The sequence below is a fragment of the Alteribacter keqinensis genome, from assembly GCF_003710255.1.
Taxonomy (GTDB): domain Bacteria; phylum Bacillota; class Bacilli; order Bacillales; family Salisediminibacteriaceae; genus Alteribacter; species Alteribacter keqinensis.
In genome coordinates this window covers 38,619-57,430 of the sequence record NZ_RHIB01000001.1, presented here as the reverse complement: position 1 = coordinate 57,430, position 18,812 = coordinate 38,619, and the positions used below count along the sequence as shown (strand labels likewise).

12 protein-coding genes and 1 tRNA gene are annotated in these 18,812 nt (G+C 45.3%); 6 read left to right on the top strand and 7 right to left on the bottom strand.

The window, feature by feature from the left end; genetic code table 11:
* The first annotated feature begins 387 nt into the window (after positions 1-387).
* Entirely contained in the window at positions 388-1,431 is a 1,044-nt protein-coding gene (locus EBO34_RS00290; RefSeq protein WP_249413959.1) for an IS110 family RNA-guided transposase, read from the top strand.
* An 857-nt stretch (positions 1,432-2,288) separates the two neighbouring features.
* Here the strand turns inward: EBO34_RS00290 and EBO34_RS00280 are convergent.
* From EBO34_RS00280 to EBO34_RS00265, 4 genes are all read right to left on the bottom strand, one after another.
* The gene (locus EBO34_RS00280) at positions 2,289-3,191 is read right to left on the bottom strand and encodes an amidase domain-containing protein (RefSeq protein ID WP_122895975.1); all 903 of its coding nucleotides are present in this window, start codon (positions 3,189-3,191) and stop codon (positions 2,289-2,291) included.
* Between the two features lie 182 nt (positions 3,192-3,373).
* Positions 3,374-3,904, bottom strand: coding sequence for a methylated-DNA--[protein]-cysteine S-methyltransferase (locus EBO34_RS00275; protein WP_122895974.1), 531 nt, complete (start codon positions 3,902-3,904; stop codon positions 3,374-3,376).
* A gap of 98 nt (positions 3,905-4,002) precedes the next feature.
* Positions 4,003-5,148: a tRNA epoxyqueuosine(34) reductase QueG gene (gene queG, locus EBO34_RS00270; RefSeq protein WP_122895973.1), complete on the bottom strand. Its 1,146-nt coding sequence runs from the start codon at positions 5,146-5,148 to the stop codon at positions 4,003-4,005.
* Between the two features lie 337 nt (positions 5,149-5,485).
* Positions 5,486-5,559, bottom strand: a tRNA-Gly gene (locus tag EBO34_RS00265).
* 126 nt (positions 5,560-5,685) lie between these two features.
* Between EBO34_RS00265 and EBO34_RS00260 the strand changes: the two genes are divergently transcribed.
* The gene (locus tag EBO34_RS00260) at positions 5,686-6,072 is read left to right on the top strand and encodes a DUF302 domain-containing protein (protein WP_122895972.1); all 387 of its coding nucleotides are present in this window, start codon (positions 5,686-5,688) and stop codon (positions 6,070-6,072) included.
* Positions 6,073-6,338: 266 nt separating this feature from the next.
* Here the strand turns inward: EBO34_RS00260 and EBO34_RS00255 are convergent, their stop codons facing one another.
* Positions 6,339-6,539: a DUF2188 domain-containing protein gene (locus EBO34_RS00255; protein ID WP_122895971.1), complete on the bottom strand. Its 201-nt coding sequence runs from the start codon at positions 6,537-6,539 to the stop codon at positions 6,339-6,341.
* A 193-nt stretch (positions 6,540-6,732) separates the two neighbouring features.
* On the opposite strand from EBO34_RS00255, the gene EBO34_RS00250 reads away from it, so the two are divergent.
* Positions 6,733-7,611, top strand: a complete 879-nt coding sequence (locus EBO34_RS00250; protein ID WP_122898400.1) for an SDR family oxidoreductase — start codon at positions 6,733-6,735, stop codon at positions 7,609-7,611.
* A gap of 338 nt (positions 7,612-7,949) precedes the next feature.
* Here the strand turns inward: EBO34_RS00250 and EBO34_RS00245 are convergent, their stop codons facing one another.
* Complete coding sequence (locus tag EBO34_RS00245; protein ID WP_122895970.1) at positions 7,950-10,997, bottom strand: efflux RND transporter permease subunit; 3,048 nt, start codon at positions 10,995-10,997, stop codon at positions 7,950-7,952.
* Positions 10,998-11,235: 238 nt separating this feature from the next.
* On the opposite strand from EBO34_RS00245, the gene EBO34_RS00240 reads away from it, so the two are divergent.
* From EBO34_RS00240 to EBO34_RS00230, 3 genes are all read left to right on the top strand, one after another.
* The gene (locus EBO34_RS00240; protein ID WP_122895969.1) at positions 11,236-12,138 is read left to right on the top strand and encodes an aldo/keto reductase; all 903 of its coding nucleotides are present in this window, start codon (positions 11,236-11,238) and stop codon (positions 12,136-12,138) included.
* Positions 12,139-12,573: 435 nt separating this feature from the next.
* The gene (locus EBO34_RS00235; RefSeq protein WP_122895968.1) at positions 12,574-13,473 is read left to right on the top strand and encodes a DUF4349 domain-containing protein; all 900 of its coding nucleotides are present in this window, start codon (positions 12,574-12,576) and stop codon (positions 13,471-13,473) included.
* Between the two features lie 127 nt (positions 13,474-13,600).
* Positions 13,601-14,623: a L,D-transpeptidase family protein gene (locus EBO34_RS00230; RefSeq protein WP_122895967.1), complete on the top strand. Its 1,023-nt coding sequence runs from the start codon at positions 13,601-13,603 to the stop codon at positions 14,621-14,623.
* Positions 14,624-15,359: 736 nt separating this feature from the next.
* Here EBO34_RS00230 and EBO34_RS00225 read toward each other — a convergent pair.
* Positions 15,360-18,713 (bottom strand): GH36-type glycosyl hydrolase domain-containing protein, encoded by a 3,354-nt coding sequence (locus EBO34_RS00225; RefSeq protein ID WP_122895966.1) that lies wholly within the window; start codon positions 18,711-18,713, stop codon positions 15,360-15,362.
* Between the last annotated feature and the right edge of the window lie 99 nt (positions 18,714-18,812).

The following is an 18,812-nucleotide window of genomic DNA, read 5'->3' as shown; positions in this document are numbered from 1 at the left end:
ATTAAAGAAAAATCATTCATAGGTTTTGACCTGCGATGTATAGCAAACGGAAAGTTCTATTTTGAAGAGGAGCCATCTAAAAGTGACGTGATCCCTAACAGGACTTGTGTAAGTAACAGAAGGTAGCAGAAGGCGGACTCAGGCGGGAATAGCATCAACTGAAGAACCCGCAGAGCGGCCTTTCCCGAGTTATCATGAACGAAACTAGCCCCTTACTCGTAAAGTCGTAGGTTAATTTGGTAAGAATGTTTATTGATTAAATAAAACAAAAACCAAATTAGAGCTACATTACGGAAGGAGCTATATTATGAAGGATACCTTAAAATTCGTAGGTTTAGACGTGTCAAAAGACAAAATTGCAGTTGCTATAGCCGATGAGGGACGAGAATGCCGAGATATTACGGGATGATTCCTCATACACCTGAAGCAATTAAAAAGTTAGTTAAGTCAATAGGAAAGCCTCATACGTTGCGTATGTGCTTTGAAGCAGGTCCAACAGGATACTCGCTTCAAAGGTTACTCCAATCTCTTGATGTACAGTGTGATGTTATTGCCCCGTCTTTGATTCCTCAAAGACCAGGTGAGCGTATTAAGACCAACCGTCGGAACTCTATCCGTCTTGCACAATTATATCGAGCTGGAGAATTGACTCCCATTTACATTCCCAATTCAGACGATGAGGCTCTTCGTGATTTGGTGAGAGCCCGTGAAGACGCTAAAGAAGATGAATTACGTGCCAAACACCGATTATCTAAATTCTTATTACGTAATGATATTAAACCACCTAAAGGTGTAACCAAATGGACTAAAAAGTACCGGGACTGGCTCGATAAATTAACATTGGAACGTTCTTCTTTACGAGTTGTTTTTCAAGAGTATTATCATCAAATCAAAGAATTGGAACAACGAATCCTAAGATATGAAGAAGAAGTGAAAGTGCAGGCGAGTGAAGGTGTCCATGCCCCAATGATTCAATCGTTACAAGCATTAAGAGGTGTTGCGCTGATTACTGCGACAAGTCTGGTAGCTGAAGTTGGTTCTTTTAGGCGTTTCTCGACTCCGGGCAAATTTATGTCTTATGTAGGCTTAATACCGAGTGAATACTCTAGTGGTGAAAAAAGACAACAAGGGGAGATCACGAAAACGGGAAACCGTCATGTTCGTCGATTGTTAATTGAATCTGCTTGGAGTTATCGATATAAGCCTGCGGTAAAAGGAGAACTAAAAAAGAGGCAAAGTGGACTTTCTCCGGCTATTCAAGGCATTTCATGGAATGCTCAAAATCGGCTGCATAACAAGTATTTCAGGCTATTATCCAGAGGTAAAGAAAGCGGAAAAGCTATCACCGCAGTAGCTAGAGAGTTGGCTGGATTTATATGGGCTGTTACACAAGAGGTAGAAAACGATCTTAATAAGAGATCTCAGATTTAAGAGTCGTAAGACTGTAATGAAGTGATTTTAGGATTGGATATTTGAAATGAAAAATAGATGGCTGAGAATAGGGCTCGAAGGCAAAGAGTAATACCGGGAAGGAAAACCCACGTGCCTCCTCTGTGCTACCCTTGTCAAAGGTTAACGCACGCCACGAGTTAGTGGAAATGTCCTTCATACGGAAAGATAAAATGTGCAAACCCACGAATATCAGAGTGCTAACCGCAGTAGAGTTTTTGCCTTCGTGCCGTGTTCTCAACATCTAATCAAAAGGAGGTACGGTATATAAGAAGATTTCCTCCTTTAGCTTTATAAGTGTCCCAACTCTTTGAATGACAGTCAAGGAGAGCACTTGACAACCATTCAAAGAGTTGGGGAAGAGTGATTAGCTAAAGGGAGTAAAAACAATCAGATTGAATAAAAAAGGACAACTAAGTCAAGAAGCCCAAAATAGCTTCCCTTCTTAAAGTTGCCCAAAAACAGGATCATAATCAATATTTCAGCGGGGCCTTGAAAGTTTCGTTCATATCAGGAGGCTGAAGTGATCCCCGCGGAAAGCGTCCGCCTGGAGCTACTAAAATATTTCTAATATAACATTAGCTCATGCTTCTGACAGGAGTCCTGATCATGGTTGGTGGTCCTGTCAATAGGATAAGCAAAAAGTTCAGGGGACAGACCCCTGAACTTTTCCCGAGCTTTTTTGTGACTTCAAAAGGTGTCCGGCAATGGCTCCGCTCGCTACTCGTCCAACAAGAGAAACCCGTTCGTGCCGGGCTTTTAAAAGAGGGTAGCGGCTTGCCTCATTGCTTCAGAGGGGGAGCCATAAGGTATAATGCCACCTTATGGCTCCCCCTCTTTTAGTCTTTGACGTGGAAGAATTTATATTTGATGTTTGGGGTCCAGGCAGTGGAGTCTTCGTATGCCCAGTAGCGCATCCGGCTGTTCGTGGTGTTGGCATTTACAAGGGGCATGTTTTTATCGTCCTTGGCTACAACAATGGTGGTGTGCTGCCAGTGACCGTCGCCGGTGAAATCGTAGCAGATCACATCTCCTCTTATGAGGTCTTCCGGTGAAGACACTTCTCTTGCACGGATGGTGGATTTCACTCCGCTCATGTACCACCTGAAGGCATTGGCCACGGTCCAGCTGTAGCTCCACGATTTGCCGCTGTACCACCACCCTTTTGAACGGTTCCCGGCCCCTGTCATGGGGATCCCCCCGGCCTTCAGGCACTGCGAAAGATAATTCGTACAGTTATTCTCAAATTTCTTATAGGCCGGGTTTGACGTATTCCAGTATCGTTCTGCGTATTTGACAACCTCAAGCCTGTTATATCCTCTGTATGACGTAGGCTCCTCAGTTTCCACACCGAAACTCTGATTTTCCCGGTCGCCTTCTTCTTCCATCCCGTTCCCCTCTTCCATTAGCAGATAATCATCAGCAAGATCATCGTCAATGATCACAGCGCGGCGGTACTGAACCTGCTCTTCAAAATAGAAGCGCTTCCCGTGACGAACGAGATGCTGGAAAACGAGAACGTAATCGATCATTTCATGATCTCCGTAGTTTTGCTGGCTGATCACCTGACCGTCTACGATGTTTTTCACAATCTCGGCACCACGCTTATGGTACTGATCCATTTTCCTTTCGTAGGCTTCGCTCTCGTGATTTCTCAGATAAGGCCGGTCTTTATGGCTTGATACATAGCATTCATGACAATGCTTCACATATTCCTTTAATCGTCTGAGTCCCCTGTTCATCGCTACGCCCCCTTGTAATGCTCTACCACCATCCTATGCATTAACCTGCGTCACTCATGCTAAAGCCGGAGCTGAATGGTAAAGGGACAAGGCTGTCGGTGAAAAGGAAGACGGGCTCTGTTTCTGATTTTACGCCTTTCAAACAAAAAGAGCCTCTGCATGATGCAGAGGCCCGAAAGTCATTATGATATTTTCTCTATGGCACCTTCCATCCTAAGAAGGTGTTCTTTTTTATCCAGTCCGCCTCCGTATCCGACCATGGATCCGTTATTTCCGATCACACGGTGACAGGGTACGATAATGGGAACGGGATTTTTGTTGTTGGACCCTCCGATTGCACGAACGGCCTTTGGTGCACCAATCTCCATCGCAATCTGCTTATAGGACTTCGTCTGCCCGTAAGGAATTTGATTGACCTGCTGCCAGACGAGGCATTGGAATTTCGTGCCTACCAGGTCCAGTTCGACATCAAATGTGGTCCGTGTGCCGGCAAAGTATTCATTTAACTGCTCTACAACCGGCGCAAGCTTTTCTCTGTTTTCTTTCAGCTCGGTATTCATGTAATGTTTCTTTGTCCATGTAGTAATGCTTGAACACGTTTCTTTTACCGGACCGAATTCGATTAAGCATACACCAATATCTGTGCTTGCAATCGTTAAGGCTCCGATCGGACTATCCATTTCCGTATAGTAAATGAATGACCGTTTCGACATAACTAACCCCTCATTTCAGTCCTATCTAATCATTTTTTCCAATGCCACTCAGAAAGTGATATCCCTATCCTACTGGACGAGGCCAATACTTTCCAAGGCTATAATTGCTCGTTTAACAGGATCTCAAGCCCTTTATGAATCTCAGCTTGCACATCCGTGTTCTTTTCTCTTTCTTTCGCCTGTTTAAGGGCATTTTCTGACTGTTCACCGCCGCCTATCGTTCCGATGGCCCACGCTGCCGTTCCACGGATAACCGGACGCGGATCCTCTTTCAGAAGAGCATAGAGTGCCGGCAGTGACGATTCTTCTTTAAAGTGGGCTAAAGCAATAATCGCATTGCGCTGGATCGGCTTCTTCCCTCTCCATGAACCGGAAATGCTGCCGTACGTGTTCTTAAACTCACGGTTACTGATTGTAAGGAGAGGTTCGAGCTTCGGTTTTACCACCTCCGGGTCCGGCTCCATTTCATCGTGATGGTGGAAATCCTTCCCTTTGTTCTCCGGGCAGACAACCTGGCACGTATCGCACCCATACAGACGATTCCCCAGCTTTTTACGAAAGCGGTCAGGAAGAAATCCCTTGGTCTGTGTCAGGTAGGCAATGCATTTACCGGAATCAAGCTGTCCTCCTTGAACAAGAGCGCCTGTCGGGCAGGCGTCCACGCATTTGTTGCATGTGCCGCACTGGTCTTCAATGGGTTGATCCGGTTCCAATGACACTGTTGTAACCATCTCACCTAAATACATATACGACCCAAACTCCGGAGATATGATAGCACAATTCTTTCCGCTCCAGCCGATTCCCGCCCGCTCAGCCACAGCCCTGTCAGACAGCTCTCCCGTGTCTGTCATTGATACACTTTTGGCATCAGGGACTTTTTCCTCAATAAATGCTTCCAGTTTCTCAAGCTTCCTGCGAAGGATATGGTGGTAATCCTCTCCCCAGGATGCTCTGCAGAAAATACCGCGCCGGTCCCCTTTTTTGGAAACCGGTGCGTTTTTCATTTTTGATGGATAGGCGAGCGCGATGGCAATGATGGTTTTTGCTTCAGGCAGAAGTCGTGATGGTTCTGTGCGCTTATCAAGATCCGGCTCTTCAAACCCGGATTCATAGCCCAGCTCTCTGTGAGTAATGAGTCGTTCTTTGAGCGTCAGAAAAGGATCGGTTGACGCAAATCCGATTTGATCAATGCCTATGGTCTTACTATATGCAATGATCTCTTCCTTTAAATGGGCTGATGTCACTGGTTCCACCACCTTCCTGAAAAATAAACCTTTTTGCCCGTCTTTTCATTTCGCTCTTTTCGTATAGATTGTTGCTATGTGCTCTTGAAATTAAAAGCAATCTTATAGACAATGCCTGCGTACCGTGCGTTTTCCGCGGGGTGCCGGTGAGCCTCCTCACGCTTCGCGTTGCGGGGTCTCACCCTGGCGACCACTCCCGCAGGCAGTCTTCGGCTACTCCGGTTTCTTCATCCTTTTACAAAAAGAATCTTTGCGAAAACAGCCTTTCATTTTTTACACAAGGAAAAAGTAGTATTCCATTTTTAAACGAAACACTACTTTGAATTAAAATCGTATTTGGAGCGGGTGATGGGAATCGAACCCACATCATCAGCTTGGAAGGCTGAGGTTTTACCACTAAACTACACCCGCATATTCGTGACTTGTTACGATTTTACTACCCCCGATCCTCAATGTCAAATTCACCGGTGACAGGTTTAATGGGGGGAAAAGAAGGTTATATTCTCCATGAACCCAAATACATAGGGAGGTATGAAAATGAGTTTTGATTTCACTGTAAAATCGGAAAAGAGTCCTATGCAGCTCGTCAATGACCTTGAAATGACCTTAAAAGATGAATCATTCGGTGTTCTCTGGTCTTTTAATGTAAAAGAAAAACTGGAAGAGAAGGGGCTTGGATATGAGGATGATTACTTCATCCTTGAAGTCTGCAACCCGAAAGATGCCAAGCAGGTACTGGAGCTTTCAAAAATGACCGGCTATTTCCTCCCGTGTAAAGTCGTTGTTTATACGGAAAACGGCGAGACATATGCGGGAATGCCTAAACCGACGACCCTCATGGATCATGTCGACCATTCTGAAGTAAGACACGTGGCCAATGATGTTGAACAGAGAATGATGGCCTGCATTGAAAAAGCAGTATAGGGTCTGTTCCTTATATTAAAGGAAGCTGGGTTAAACGTGTTTTAGTCAACGAGAATCCGAACGAATAACATGCAGTGCAAATCGCTCCTGAAATATACTCCGCTATGTTATCACATCGTTCAGATTCTCACCTACACACTTTCTTTATGTCCCAGCTTCTTTATTTTCAATTCGATCTATTCAGCAAAAGAAACGCTCTTCACAAACAAAGCTTTTAAAGAGGCAGCCCCCAAAATGGGAGGCTGCCTCGTTTACATATGATGCCTTTATCTATAAGTCTTTTCATCCACAATGTCGTTGTGATGGTTGTAGATAATCAGGCGCGCGGGACGATTGTCGTCCGCTGCTTTTTCCGCATGACGGATCGCTTCATCCATCTTCGGATAGGACTTTTCGGGGGAAACGTCTTCGATTTTCACAAACCATTCATCCGCATCTTTGTTTGGTCTAACCGTATATTCTTTCATTTATGCCGACCTCCTTCTAGACGAGTTGTCCTTGTTGCCAACGAGCTCGTACTGTGCTATTTCCGTAAAAGTGAAACATTAAACCTGATTACTCAAAAGAGGCCCAAAGAAGGAGAAAATCAATAGCCGGTTTATGATTTGGGAAAACTGGAAATGGAAAAAGAATACTGACAAAATGAGGAGAGTGACAGACATGAAATATGAAGAAGTGAAAAACATGCAGACAAAAGGCCAGCCAAAACAGATGCAACAAAAGCAGCCCGGAATTGAATCGGAAATGGATCCAATGCCGATTTTCGATGATCCTGACTATATTGGCAGCGGCAAGCTGAAGGATAAAGCGGTCCTTATTACCGGTGGCGACAGCGGAATTGGCAGAGCAGTGGCTATTGCCTTTGCAAAAGAAGGAGCAAATGTAGCCATCGTTTATAAGGACGAGCATGACGATGCAGAAACAACAAAAAAGCTCGTGGAAGATAAAGGTGTCAGATGCGTACTTTACGCTGGCGATATCGGTGATGAACAATTTTGCCGGGACGCTGTTGAAAAAACTGCAGGTGAATTCGGGAAGCTGGACTGCCTTATCAACAATGCCGCAGAGCAGCATTATGCGGAGGATCTCCGTGATATTTCCAGCGATCAGCTGCACCGGACGTTTCAGACGAACATTTTCTCGGCCTTTTACTTCACCCAGGCTGCTTTAGACCATTTAAAAGAAGGAAGCACTATTATCAATTCCGTTTCCGTCGTAGCCTACCGGGGCCAGCCGGTACTTATGGATTACGCCGCAACAAAAGGCGCACTCGTTGCCCTTACCCGCTCTCTTTCAGAGAATCTCGTATCAAAAGGGATCCGAGTGAACGGTGTTGCACCTGGACCAATCTGGACACCTCTTATTCCTGCTTCCTTCCCCGAAGAACAGGTGGCCAAATTCGGTACAGACAGTCCGATGGGACGCCCGGGACAGCCGGCAGAGCTGGCACCAAGCTATGTGTATCTCGCTTCAGGGGATTCCACATACGTTTCCGGTCAGGTGATTCACGTAAACGGCGGGGATGTTGTTAACGGATAGGTGACTATGTAGTATTCCAGTTTAATGGAAGCAGGTCTCCATTTTTAACTACCACACCGCAACCTTAATCATCACGTCTTTTCTCAAGCAGCCAAATAGAAACGTTCTTTTTGTACAGGTTGTTGTTTTGACATAAACACAGGTATTGCAGATGAAGCCTGTATACCCTTCGCGTTGCGGGGTCTCACCCTGGTTCCCACTCCCGCATGAGTCTTCGGGTACTCCCGCTTCTTCATACGTTTACAAAAAGCCACAATTTTTCCCCAAAGCAGCTAACAAAAAAACGCTCCCAATAAAAAGAGCCCGGAGGAATTATTCCCCCGGGCTCTTTTTACACTCTAAGACGCTACATCAATTACTTCAGCATCTTTCTTTTTCTTTCTCGTAAACAAACGTTTTACTCCTCTGCCAACATCTTCAAACAGAAGATACACGGACGGAATCAAAACGAGGGTAATGAAGGTGGCAAACAACAGGCCGCCGATGATCACAGTTGCCAGCGGTGCCTGATACGCGCTTGCACTTCCGGTAGCAAGGGCAAGAGGAAGCATGCCTCCTACTGTGGTGAGCGTGGTCATAAAGATCGGACGGATACGGTTTTTTCCTGCTTCTTTAACCGCTTCATGCACCTCAAGCCCTTCCGCCCGCAGCTGCTTCGTGCGGTCAATCAGAAGAATCGCATTGTTTAAAACAACCCCGATAAGCATGAGAAGACCGAGAGCCGAGAGTACGCTTAGTTCCCTTTGCGTAATGAGAAGAGCCAGAATCGATCCAATGACCGTCATCGGGATCACACTCATTACAATAATCGGGTGAACAAGACTGTTAAACTGAACAGCCATCACAAGGTACACAAGAAAAATGGAGATGGCAATTACCACAAGAAGCTCCATCATCATTTCCTGCTGGGTTTCCAGATCTCCGGCAGTTGAAACCGTGTAACCGACAGGCGTTTCAAAGTCACCCACAACCTGCTGTACGTCTCTTGAAACAGACCCGAGATCCCTTCCCTCAATTTCAGCTGAGACTGTCACGTACCGGTCACCGTTATCCCGGCTGATCATCAACGGTGAGTCGATGGTTTCCAGACTCACGTATGAAGATAACGGTTCAACTCCGGCTGCTGTAACGAGTTCATACTCGTTCAGGGCTTCCTGGTTGTCTATGACAATATCGGATTTTGCCATCACCGGAATCGTCACACCATTTTCCGTCATTTCACCAACAGGTGTACTGGAGAACGACCCCTGAAGCTGCCCGAAAATCTCGGTAGTAGTCAGTCCGCCTTCTTCAAGGGCTTCCTCATCAAAAACAAACTGTAGTTCTTCACTCGTTTTTTCCATGGAAGCAGACACGTTTACGAGGCCATCGATCCCTTCAAGTTCACCCGAAAGACGGTTGCCGATTTCCTGAATCTGATCCAGACTGTCCCCTTTGATCATGAGCTGGATCGGTGCGCCTCCCATCGGGCCTGTGATCATCCCTACACTTTTCACCGGATACTCCTCTTCCAGTTCACGCAGTGCCTCATTGATGGCTGTGTTCACTTCATCCTGCGGGGTCGTGATTTCATCCCCTCTTGTCATATTAATAAGAGTAAACAGGTACTGGGGGTCATCAATAATGACGTTCGATACCACATCCGGCACCTGAGACAGCTTTTCATTTGCAGCCTGGACAATCTCATCACGCTCAGACGGCGTCAGCCCGCTTTCAAGCTCAACCCCGATTTCCGCGTATCTGTCGTACACGTCAGGTATTAAGGTAAGGGGAACCTTCGTTGTGAGTGCAATTGAGCCTGCAAACACAAGGAAAAACACAAAGATCATTGAATAACGGCGGCGCTTTTTACCGCTCAGCCAGCTGATCATATTTCCGTAACCTTCAATAATACGACTGTCTTTTTTCTTTTTCCGGTCCCTATCTCTCAGCTTCAGGAAGTTCTCCGCCAGGGCCGGAATGAGGGTAAACGACACGACGACCGAACTCACCAGGGTGATTACGACAACCACACTGAGAATAAGGATAAATGCGCCCATTTCCCCGCCGAACAATCCGACTGGAACAAATACAACGACGGTCGTCAGCATGGAGGCGATAACGGCGGTAGCCACTTCACGAACACCTTTGGTTACAGCTTCCATCCCCTGATATCCATGCTCTTTCTTCCGGTAAATGGACTCCAGAATAACAATGGACGCATCCACCATCATACCGATTCCAAGCCCGAGACCGACAAGGGTCAGGATATTCAGGCTGTAGTCAAACATCCACATCGTGGCAAAGGTCAGTAATATTGAAACCGGAATCGTAAGACCGATGATCACTGTCGCCCGGAGGTTTCGTAAAAACAGCATGAGAATAACGAGGGCAAGCATCCCTCCAATAAGAATGTTCTGGGTCACCCCATCGAGAGCGCTGCTCACATAGTCAGCCTGTGTAACCAGTTCGCTGAAAGAAAAGCCGATCCCCGCTTCATGGATACGGTCCACTTCCGCCCGGACTGCTTCTGCCATATCAAGCTGGGTGTACCCGCTCGCCCTCCCGATTTCAACAAGAATGAAATCCCGGCTCCCGTCTTTCCAGGCAATCGAAGAATGCTGATTGTTCTGAACCGCAACCTCAGCCAGATCACTGAGAACAACGGGACCATTCATCGTTGGTACTGCTGTATTTTCAATATCTTCAATGGATTTAAACGAAGTATCCCAGCGGATCGACGGTTCGTTCTCTTCCTGAACCAGCTCTCCGAGAGACATATTCATGTTTGTCTGCTGAAGGATCCCTACGACCTGCCCCATATCAAGCCCGTTTTCCATGAGCGCATCCCGGTCAAATTCGATCACATATTCGTTCTCTTCCAATCCGCTCAGCCGGACTTCCCGAACGGACGACAACCCTTCAAGGCGCGGCTTTACTTCATTTCTTGCAAAGGCACTCATCTCTTCCATTGATCCGCCTGAGATTTCCATGTAAAACTCAAAGCCCTGATCCGTACTTATGGGGAAAACATCAATGAAATTTACCCCGCTCACCTGCGATTCAAGGCTGCTCAGGCTGGCCTCTATTTCCCGGGTCGCTTCTTTCATCCGGTCTTCTTCAAACTCAACAAAAATCGAACTGCTTCCCACAGTCGAAGAGGACTGGTAGGACTTAACCCCTTCCGTGGCGCTTAACACCTGCTCAATCGGTTTCGTGAGCCTTTCCTCCACGTCCAGCACCGGCATATCACCGGCATTGGCTGTCACGAGCGCCATATCAAAATCAATGGATGGTATCAGCTCCCGATCAAGCTTATTAATCGAATACAGCCCTACCATCAAAACCAGTACAACCATAAGTCCAATCACAATTTTTCGTTCCAGCAGTTTTTGCAGCAACCCCATCTTAATCCCTCTCTCTATTCAGTTTTACTTCCTTTTTTACGTACGATTAACCTCCGGCACAGGTTTCCATAAAATGTTTAATTTTCACAATTATAGTGTACTTCATAGAAAAGACCTACACGACATGCTGAAGGCTGTTTTTATCTCAGCCCCAGGACTGATATGAGTAGCACCTCCCGCCATTCCATGGTTAAATAAAAAGAGTAGTCTCACATACATACAATAAGGAGTGCTGATGATGGAACGCATTACGGTAACAAATGACCTTTCCTTTTCCCGCATCGTCCACGGTGCGTGGCGGTTAAATGACTGGAATTATACAACGGAGCAAACCGTTTCTTTAATTGAACACTGTATCGAGCAGGGAATTACAACCTTTGATCACGCCGATATTTACGGAGGCTATACGTGTGAGGAGCTGTTCGGCCGCGCCATTCAGGCAAATCCCGGGCTTCGTAAAAGAATGGAGCTCGTCACAAAGTGCGGGATTGTTCTTGAATCACCAAACCGCCCCGAGCACAAATCCCATCATTACAATACGTCAAAAGAACATATCATCCGCTCTGTGGAAAACTCATTGAGCTCCCTGAAAACCGATTACATTGATACGCTCCTCATTCATCGTCCGGACCCGATGATGAATCCCGAAGAAGTGGCAGAGGCGTTCTCAGAATTGAAGGATTCGGGAAAAGTACGGACTTTTGGGGTGAGCAACTTCAAGCGTCATCAGCTGAATATGCTCCAGTCCTATTTAGATGATAAGCTCATCACCAATCAGGTTGAGGTGTCTGCCTACGAGCTTGAAAACATCCAGGACGGCACACTCGATTTATGTATGGAACACCGGATGCCTGTGATGGCCTGGTCACCGCTTGCAGGAGGGGCTGTTTTCTCGGGCAACGGCGAAAAAGCCGTACGTTTAAGAGATACGCTTACTAAAGTCGGTGCAGAACTGGGTACGGAAGATATTTCCGAGGTGTTGTATGCGTGGATTCTGAAGCATCCGGCAACCATCATGCCGATCGTCGGGTCCGGTAAAACAGCCCGTATTGATTCCGCTGTCCGGGCACTAGGTCATAAGCTTTCGTTGGACCAATGGTTTGAAATTCTGCACGCATCAATGGGGCATGACGTCCCTTAAGTTTTTTCAGGCTCTTTGAAGGATAAATCCTTTGAAGGGCTTTTTTAATGGAGTGGTTTTCCATGTGAGGATATTGGAGTTCTTCGAAACAACTGAGGGTGACGGAAGAGGATGATTCTATCAAAAACCAACTTAATTCTATCAATAATGAATTTTATTCTGTCAAAAAAGCAATTTATTCTATCAATAGCCCAATTTATTCTGCCCAAAAAAAGTGCAGCATGCCAGCGGGAAGATATTATATTAAATACCAGCTTCATTAAGGAATTCTTAACATTCAGGCGGTCATTATTCATATAAAAGCGTCAATCCTTAACAGTCCCAGGTGAATTTTTAACACAAATCCGAAAATCACTTTCACCTGCGTCCTTAAAAGCTTGTAACTTTTTCCAACCCTCCTCGTCTCATAGGTAAAAGACCATAGGGGGTCAAAAAATGAATAGAAAAATGGTGTTACTGCTGGGGGCACTTCTGCTCCTCTTTACCGCGTGCAGCAACAGGACTCAGGATGAAAGAATGGACAGCTACACTGAGTCAGATATGGCGGCGCAGGATGACAGTGCAGGATTCTCAGGTGAAGCCGGCTATGATGGTGCTGAAGAAATGGACATGGAAGAGATGGAAACCGCCCAGAACAGCGAATCATCTCAGATGATTATTTACAACGGGGACCTTTCCATTGAAGTAAGCAACTTCGACACTGCCCAGGCAGCCATCCAGGAGGAAGCAGAAAGCCTCGGGGGATTTGTGGTTCAGTCTTCCGTTCATCAGCGGAGAACGACGGATGACCGCTCAGGAAACATGACGATCCGCATTCCCCAGGAACATTTCTTTCCGTTTATGAACAACATCGAATCTTCAAGTACACGTGTGCTGGAAAAAACGTCAAACGGAAATGACGTCACAGAAGAGTTCGTGGACCTCGAATCACGTCTTCGCTCTCAGGAAATTCTTGAAGAACGCCTCCTTTCCTTTCTGGATGGGGCGGAAAACACAGAGGATCTTCTTGAAATCTCGAGAGACCTGTCTGAGGTCCAGGCTGAAATTGAACACCTGCAGGGACGGATCAACTACCTGGAAAACCACGTGGCACTTTCTACCGTGTACATTCACATTCAGGAACGGGCCGTCCCTTCCATTCAGGACCGTGAAACACTGAATACATTCGAGCGAGCGCAGAGTCTGTTTATGGATACCGTCAATGTGATCATTTCCATCTTTTCCGGCCTGATTGTGTTTCTTATCGGTCTCTCACCGGTCATTGTTCCCCTTGTTATCGGAGCCGGCGCAATTTACCTCTTCATCATAAAAAAATCATCAGATACTTCGGCATAACCAAACGTACCAGGCATGAACCTCATGCCTGGTATTTTTAGAATATTCTTTTATTTCAAATTCTGGAAAGCGGACAACCAGCCCCTCATATAGTTTATTAATTTTCAAATTATGGGGGAATGTCATCATGAGGAAACTGCTTCTGTGCTACATACTGGTCGGGCTGGTTTTTCTGGCATGGCAAGTGCCATCAGCTTCCGCTTCCAGTAGTGCCGACCAATTAATTATTATTAACAAGTCGAACAATCAGCTCGCATTCTATGAAAACAACAAACACGTCAAAACGTTCAGTGTGGCAACGGGAAGATCAGCCAGCATGACACCTGAAGGAACATTTAAGGTTGTTAATAAAATTACCAACCGCCCTTATTATACCGGCAATATTCCAGGCGGTGACCCAAGAAATCCTCTCGGCAACCGGTGGATCGGCTTAAATGCCAATGGAACATGGGGAACGACCTATGCGATCCACGGAAACAATAACCCTTCTTCAATCGGCACCTATGCAAGCGCCGGCTGTATTCGCATGCACAACGAAGAAGTAAAGTGGCTTTATGACAAAGTGAAAGTCAATACACCGGTTGTTATCGTCTCATCCAGCAGCTCTTTCAATACGATTGCAAAAGCAAACGGCTACAACCTTGACGGCAAAAATGTCTCCGTTCCTGTGAACAGTTCCACTCCTACTCTCCAGCGGGGAAGCCGAGGTGCCGCAGTAACCGACCTGCAAAGACAGCTTACACAGAAAGGCTACGACACAAAAGGAGTAGACGGGATATTCGGACCTCTCACAGAGTCTGCCGTTAAAAAGTTCCAGAAAGACAATAAAATCACCTCTAACGGTGTAGTGGGATCCCAGACATGGAACGCCTTGAAAAACGCCAAAGCGACCGCTCCATCCAATTCAACAGCACCCAAAAAAACAACGTCCACCACAGCCCCTGCTACGAGCCAGGCTACAGTCAGACAAGGGAGCCGTGGATCCGCTGTCACTAACCTGCAGACCAAGCTCAGACAGCAAGGCTACAGCATCTCTGTTGACGGTGTATTCGGGCCCCAGACACGCAGCGCCGTCATCAGCTTCCAGCGTAAAAAAGGCCTGACCCAGGACGGCATCGTCGGACCAAAGACATGGGGAGCGTTGAACTAGAACGGATTAACATGGTGTTATAATGCTTCTGGTAAAATTTCTTTCATTAAGAAAACCCATTCCTTTTTAGAACAGGAATGGGTTTTCTATGATTTGCTCTTTGTAAATATGCTCTGTGAAACTCGGATGTTGATTTCCGCTCATTGCACTCCCTTTCCGCGGGGGCGCCGGTGAGCCACCAAGAGGTTTATGCCTGCTTCTTCCTCTACTAGTAACGCTACGCAGATACGTATGTCGAAGCAACTCGCAGCTTATTCGTGGTGTGACCGCTCGCTGCTCCCGCAGGAGTGTCGCGCATTCGCTGCAATCAACATTTCTTTCTAAATCAAAAATGATATTTTACACAGCCAATAAATAAAGGCCTCAAACCTAAATTGTGTTAATAAAAAGGTTACCTATCATTAAACCTTAGTTTGCCTGGACCCAAAAAGCGATATTTCCAAATAGAAACAATATGTTTAAACAGCCCACACTCCGTCCCCGACTTCCACGTCTTTCTTATCTACAAATCTGCGCTTATGTTTTCTCATCTTACAGACTCCTTTTTGGTGTGGAGCTATAGAACAAGGGAAAAAGGTAAATAAAGGTTTTCAAACAATAGAAAAGTCGAATGTGGTGAAATGTTAGAAGGCATATAACCCGTTCATCTGTTCTTTAAGTATAGGCTCACACCGTTTAAAAAGATTCTACAAAAACAGAGAGGCCATCAAACTTTTGTATGTTTGATGGCCTCTTGCTATTTTACGTTAACATAAACATCTATACTATTTTGTCCATCTGTCAGACACTTATCCAGCAATGTTTTATCAACCTTGAACCCACCTGTCCGGTAACGGTTTGATAAACCCTCTGTACTTGTTGCTTCTCCATTAATGAATACTTCTTCTGTTCCTTTATTTATATGATAAATAAAGGTAACCGGCCGTTCTTTAAATGTGTAGTCAAACCTCAATCCATCAAGGTGTGCCGGCAATACCGGGTCAATGATCAAATCACCTGATTCAACACGCACTCCTAAACAGTTGGAGATTAATTGATTCATGTAAATGCCGGGGCCGCTGGAGTATATACGCCACCCGCCTTTAACCTGAACATCTCCATCACGGAGTTCACCGAACCTCTCTTCTGCTTCATAGCGAGTCTTAAAATCTCCATCCGAACTGCTGAAATAAGCATTACTTTGACGCCGCTTTGCATTCGGTACAGCTTTTTGAATTTGAACCGGATTTATAACCTCAAGTCCGCGCCACACTTCATCATTTTTCCCCAGCTTTGCCATTGCTTCTATAAACCGAATGTGAGCATGAACATATTGCAGACCTATTTCTCTTCCAAAGTTCGCAGCCTGTTCTGCTCTCTTAAAGTGTCTGCTTACTCCCCCGGAGTAATTTGCAGGTTTATTCATCAGACGAACACCATCAGGACAATACAGATTTTCTTTAATGATCTTAAAATGGGATTCTGCTTGTTCTTTTGAAAGAAGTTCACTTATCATACTTCTTGTCATCGGCAGCAGTCTGTATTTAATCCCCGTTTTTTTGTCCTCTGGGTGGACCATTAATTCCGGCTTTTCCTGGTCCTCCATATAAACAAATCCAGGGATCACATCTGTATTGAGCATATAACGATTAAAATCCCTCTCAATACCATTGACCAATTGTGATAATTCACTGGCATCACTTTTCGATACATTTTCCAAAGCTGATGAAAACTGCTTAAGAACCTGATAGGTCAATGACACTGTCCAGCTGCTGACCATGTACTGTTTTAAGCGGGCATTGGCAGGCTGAAGCGTATCATCCCAGTCCCCATCACCATAAGAAGACAGATGAGTATCATGGAGGAAATGTTCTTTAATGTAGTTAATCTGTTTCTTTACATGTTCATGGAGTGAAACTGTTTCTTCAGTCAGAGTAAAGTCGCAGCGCCTTGTATATGGAACCTGCTCCTGCAGAATGCTGTAATCACTTGTTACAGAAAGATAGTCTCCAAGTACTTTCAGCGGCCAGACTATGATATCACCGTGGCTTTCACCGGACTGAATTTGTGAATACTTATCGAACATAAACCACTGCGGCCAATTGCCGTCATCGTCAAATTGATGTGTATAGACTTTTTTAATAATCTGTTTCACAGAATCATAGTTTTGGGTGGCCATAAAGAATTCTGCCGGACCCTGGCAAACGTCCCGTGTTCCCCATGCTGCCCCGCCATACTGCTCAAGTCCGTGGGGGGCGGAGAAATGGACAAGCATATTGTGGGTGTACCACCAAGCCAGTGTATTGACTTTAGTCAATTCCTTTGTTTCATGATTACCATTCGATAATTTAAAGCCATTCATTACTTTTCTCAGGTAATCACGGTAACGAGTTACTTCTGTTTTTTCTTCTTTATTTAAAAACGGGGCGTGTTCACCATCCAGGGATCCTTTAACAAGCATCGTCCACTTGTCTGAAGGAGTAAATTCTAAAACGATAAGGGAAGCAGAGCCAGGTTCCACACCGGAAACAAGCTTGCTTTCATTATGGATATCATAGGATACACCTTCTACTTTAAGCTGATAGTTCAACTTTGGGTAAACCTGAGCACTGTCAGATGACGGATCTGCGAAGAATGATAACTTCTCACCATCTGTCTTTACAGAATAGGCGACGTCCATTTCGTGATTGTTCAATGCCACTTGATTGGTAATAAGACACCTGTAGGATTTTCCGTTTTCTGAGCGGAAATTAAGCTGTACATCCTGATCATCGACAGTTGTAAAGTTTGTAATGATCACAACGTCGTCGTCCAGTTTGTAGTACCATCGTGTATAGTTAAATCCGATTTCATAAAGAGATGGGAGTGTTAAAAGACGATAGCTGCCCCCATTTTCTATATAAATACGCTGACCGGAGGTTTTCATCACATTCAAAGCGTTTCTGGCATTTGTGAGCATTTTATTAAATGATGTATTGCCCACTACCAGCTGAGAATTGAATATCCCGTACATAAATGATGTAGTTGACAGTGTTTGATCAGTAAGTTTATCATTTTGCCCGCTCATTAAAATATGACCGTGAGGACGTTCGGTAACGAGCTCTTTCCCCTTCAAAACCACATGCTCGTAAGTGTCGGTAAAGAACGATAATAACGTATTTCCATCCCACTCCTCCTGGTGGCGTTCAGGAAAATAGGCATCAATCTCTTCTTTTGTCATAGCAGAACCCGAAAGCGGATCACCTATTTCAGAAGATCTCCTGACTTTATCAACTTTTTCAACATCACTTTTTTCCTCGGCCTGCACTTCCTCCCAAGCCTCAAGCACGTTTACCTTGCCTTTTAGCTCAGTCAGCGCTTCTTCTTGATTTTCGCTGACAAAACCATAAAATACGAGACGCTCTTGTTTTTTTAACACTACCTGCCCTGTTTGAAGCCCTGTATAAGCAAACTCATATTGATAGATATCATTTGGCAAACTCTTCTCGGTAAGTACTTCCGGGCGGTTGGATTCCTTATAGGAGGTTCCAAAAAATTGAAAACCGTCTGTTGAATATCCTCTGCTTCCCGTGAGTGATCCTTGCTGTATATATGGGTAACCTCCGGGCTGAGGCTGATTTTGACGGGAACAGACTACGTATCCGAAATCCTCATCCTCAAATACGGAATGGTCAATATATTGAGCAACGTAGGCTTCATTATTTCTTACAAAGCCTTTGCTTCCAAGTCCGAGATCCTGGCCGTAAATCACATCCACCGTTTCACCATTTCCATTGATCAAAATGTCCCAAAACCAAATATTCTCCTCAGAAAGGTGGAAGGTCACTTCGTAAGAAACACCTTCTGCTGTCCCCTTCCAGACAACCTTTGTCTGTGAATAATAAACCTCACTGTCAGATTGAATACCGAGTAACGGGAAGGAACTGATTTCTTCTTCATGATGGATCCGCAGATACAGGTTATTCAAACTTCCATCAACAGGGTTTGCTACCCACTGGTTTATCATGATGTGTTTAAATTTCGCTTCAAGTATATCGCCGCTTGATAAGAATCTGAATTCAGAATCTCCATTTTTTATGGAAAACGGCGCTTGCATTGCTACTTCATTCATATATGCAACCTCTTTTCGTTATATTTCACTGCTGTCATTCGTCTTTATTAAGACAATGCGTATGAATCTATCCTGACTTTCCTCACCTGACACTTCTCC

Bases quoted from the DNA above. Each gene is read 5' to 3' on its own strand.
- EBO34_RS00290 (WP_249413959.1), top strand. From the start codon at position 388: ATGCCGAGATATTACGGGATGATTCCTCATACACCTGAAGCAATTAAA.
- EBO34_RS00280 (WP_122895975.1), bottom strand. From the start codon at position 3,191: ATGAACAGGGGACTCAGACGATTAAAGGAATATGTGAAGCATTGTCAT.
- EBO34_RS00275 (WP_122895974.1), bottom strand. From the start codon at position 3,904: ATGTCGAAACGGTCATTCATTTACTATACGGAAATGGATAGTCCGATC.
- EBO34_RS00260 (WP_122895972.1), top strand. From the start codon at position 5,686: ATGAGTTTTGATTTCACTGTAAAATCGGAAAAGAGTCCTATGCAGCTC.
- EBO34_RS00255 (WP_122895971.1), bottom strand. From the start codon at position 6,539: ATGAAAGAATATACGGTTAGACCAAACAAAGATGCGGATGAATGGTTT.
- EBO34_RS00250 (WP_122898400.1), top strand. From the start codon at position 6,733: ATGAAATATGAAGAAGTGAAAAACATGCAGACAAAAGGCCAGCCAAAA.
- EBO34_RS00245 (WP_122895970.1), bottom strand. From the start codon at position 10,997: ATGGGGTTGCTGCAAAAACTGCTGGAACGAAAAATTGTGATTGGACTT.
- EBO34_RS00240 (WP_122895969.1), top strand. From the start codon at position 11,236: ATGGAACGCATTACGGTAACAAATGACCTTTCCTTTTCCCGCATCGTC.
- EBO34_RS00235 (WP_122895968.1), top strand. From the start codon at position 12,574: ATGAATAGAAAAATGGTGTTACTGCTGGGGGCACTTCTGCTCCTCTTT.
- EBO34_RS00230 (WP_122895967.1), top strand. From the start codon at position 13,601: ATGAGGAAACTGCTTCTGTGCTACATACTGGTCGGGCTGGTTTTTCTG.
- EBO34_RS00225 (WP_122895966.1), bottom strand. From the start codon at position 18,713: ATGAATGAAGTAGCAATGCAAGCGCCGTTTTCCATAAAAAATGGAGAT.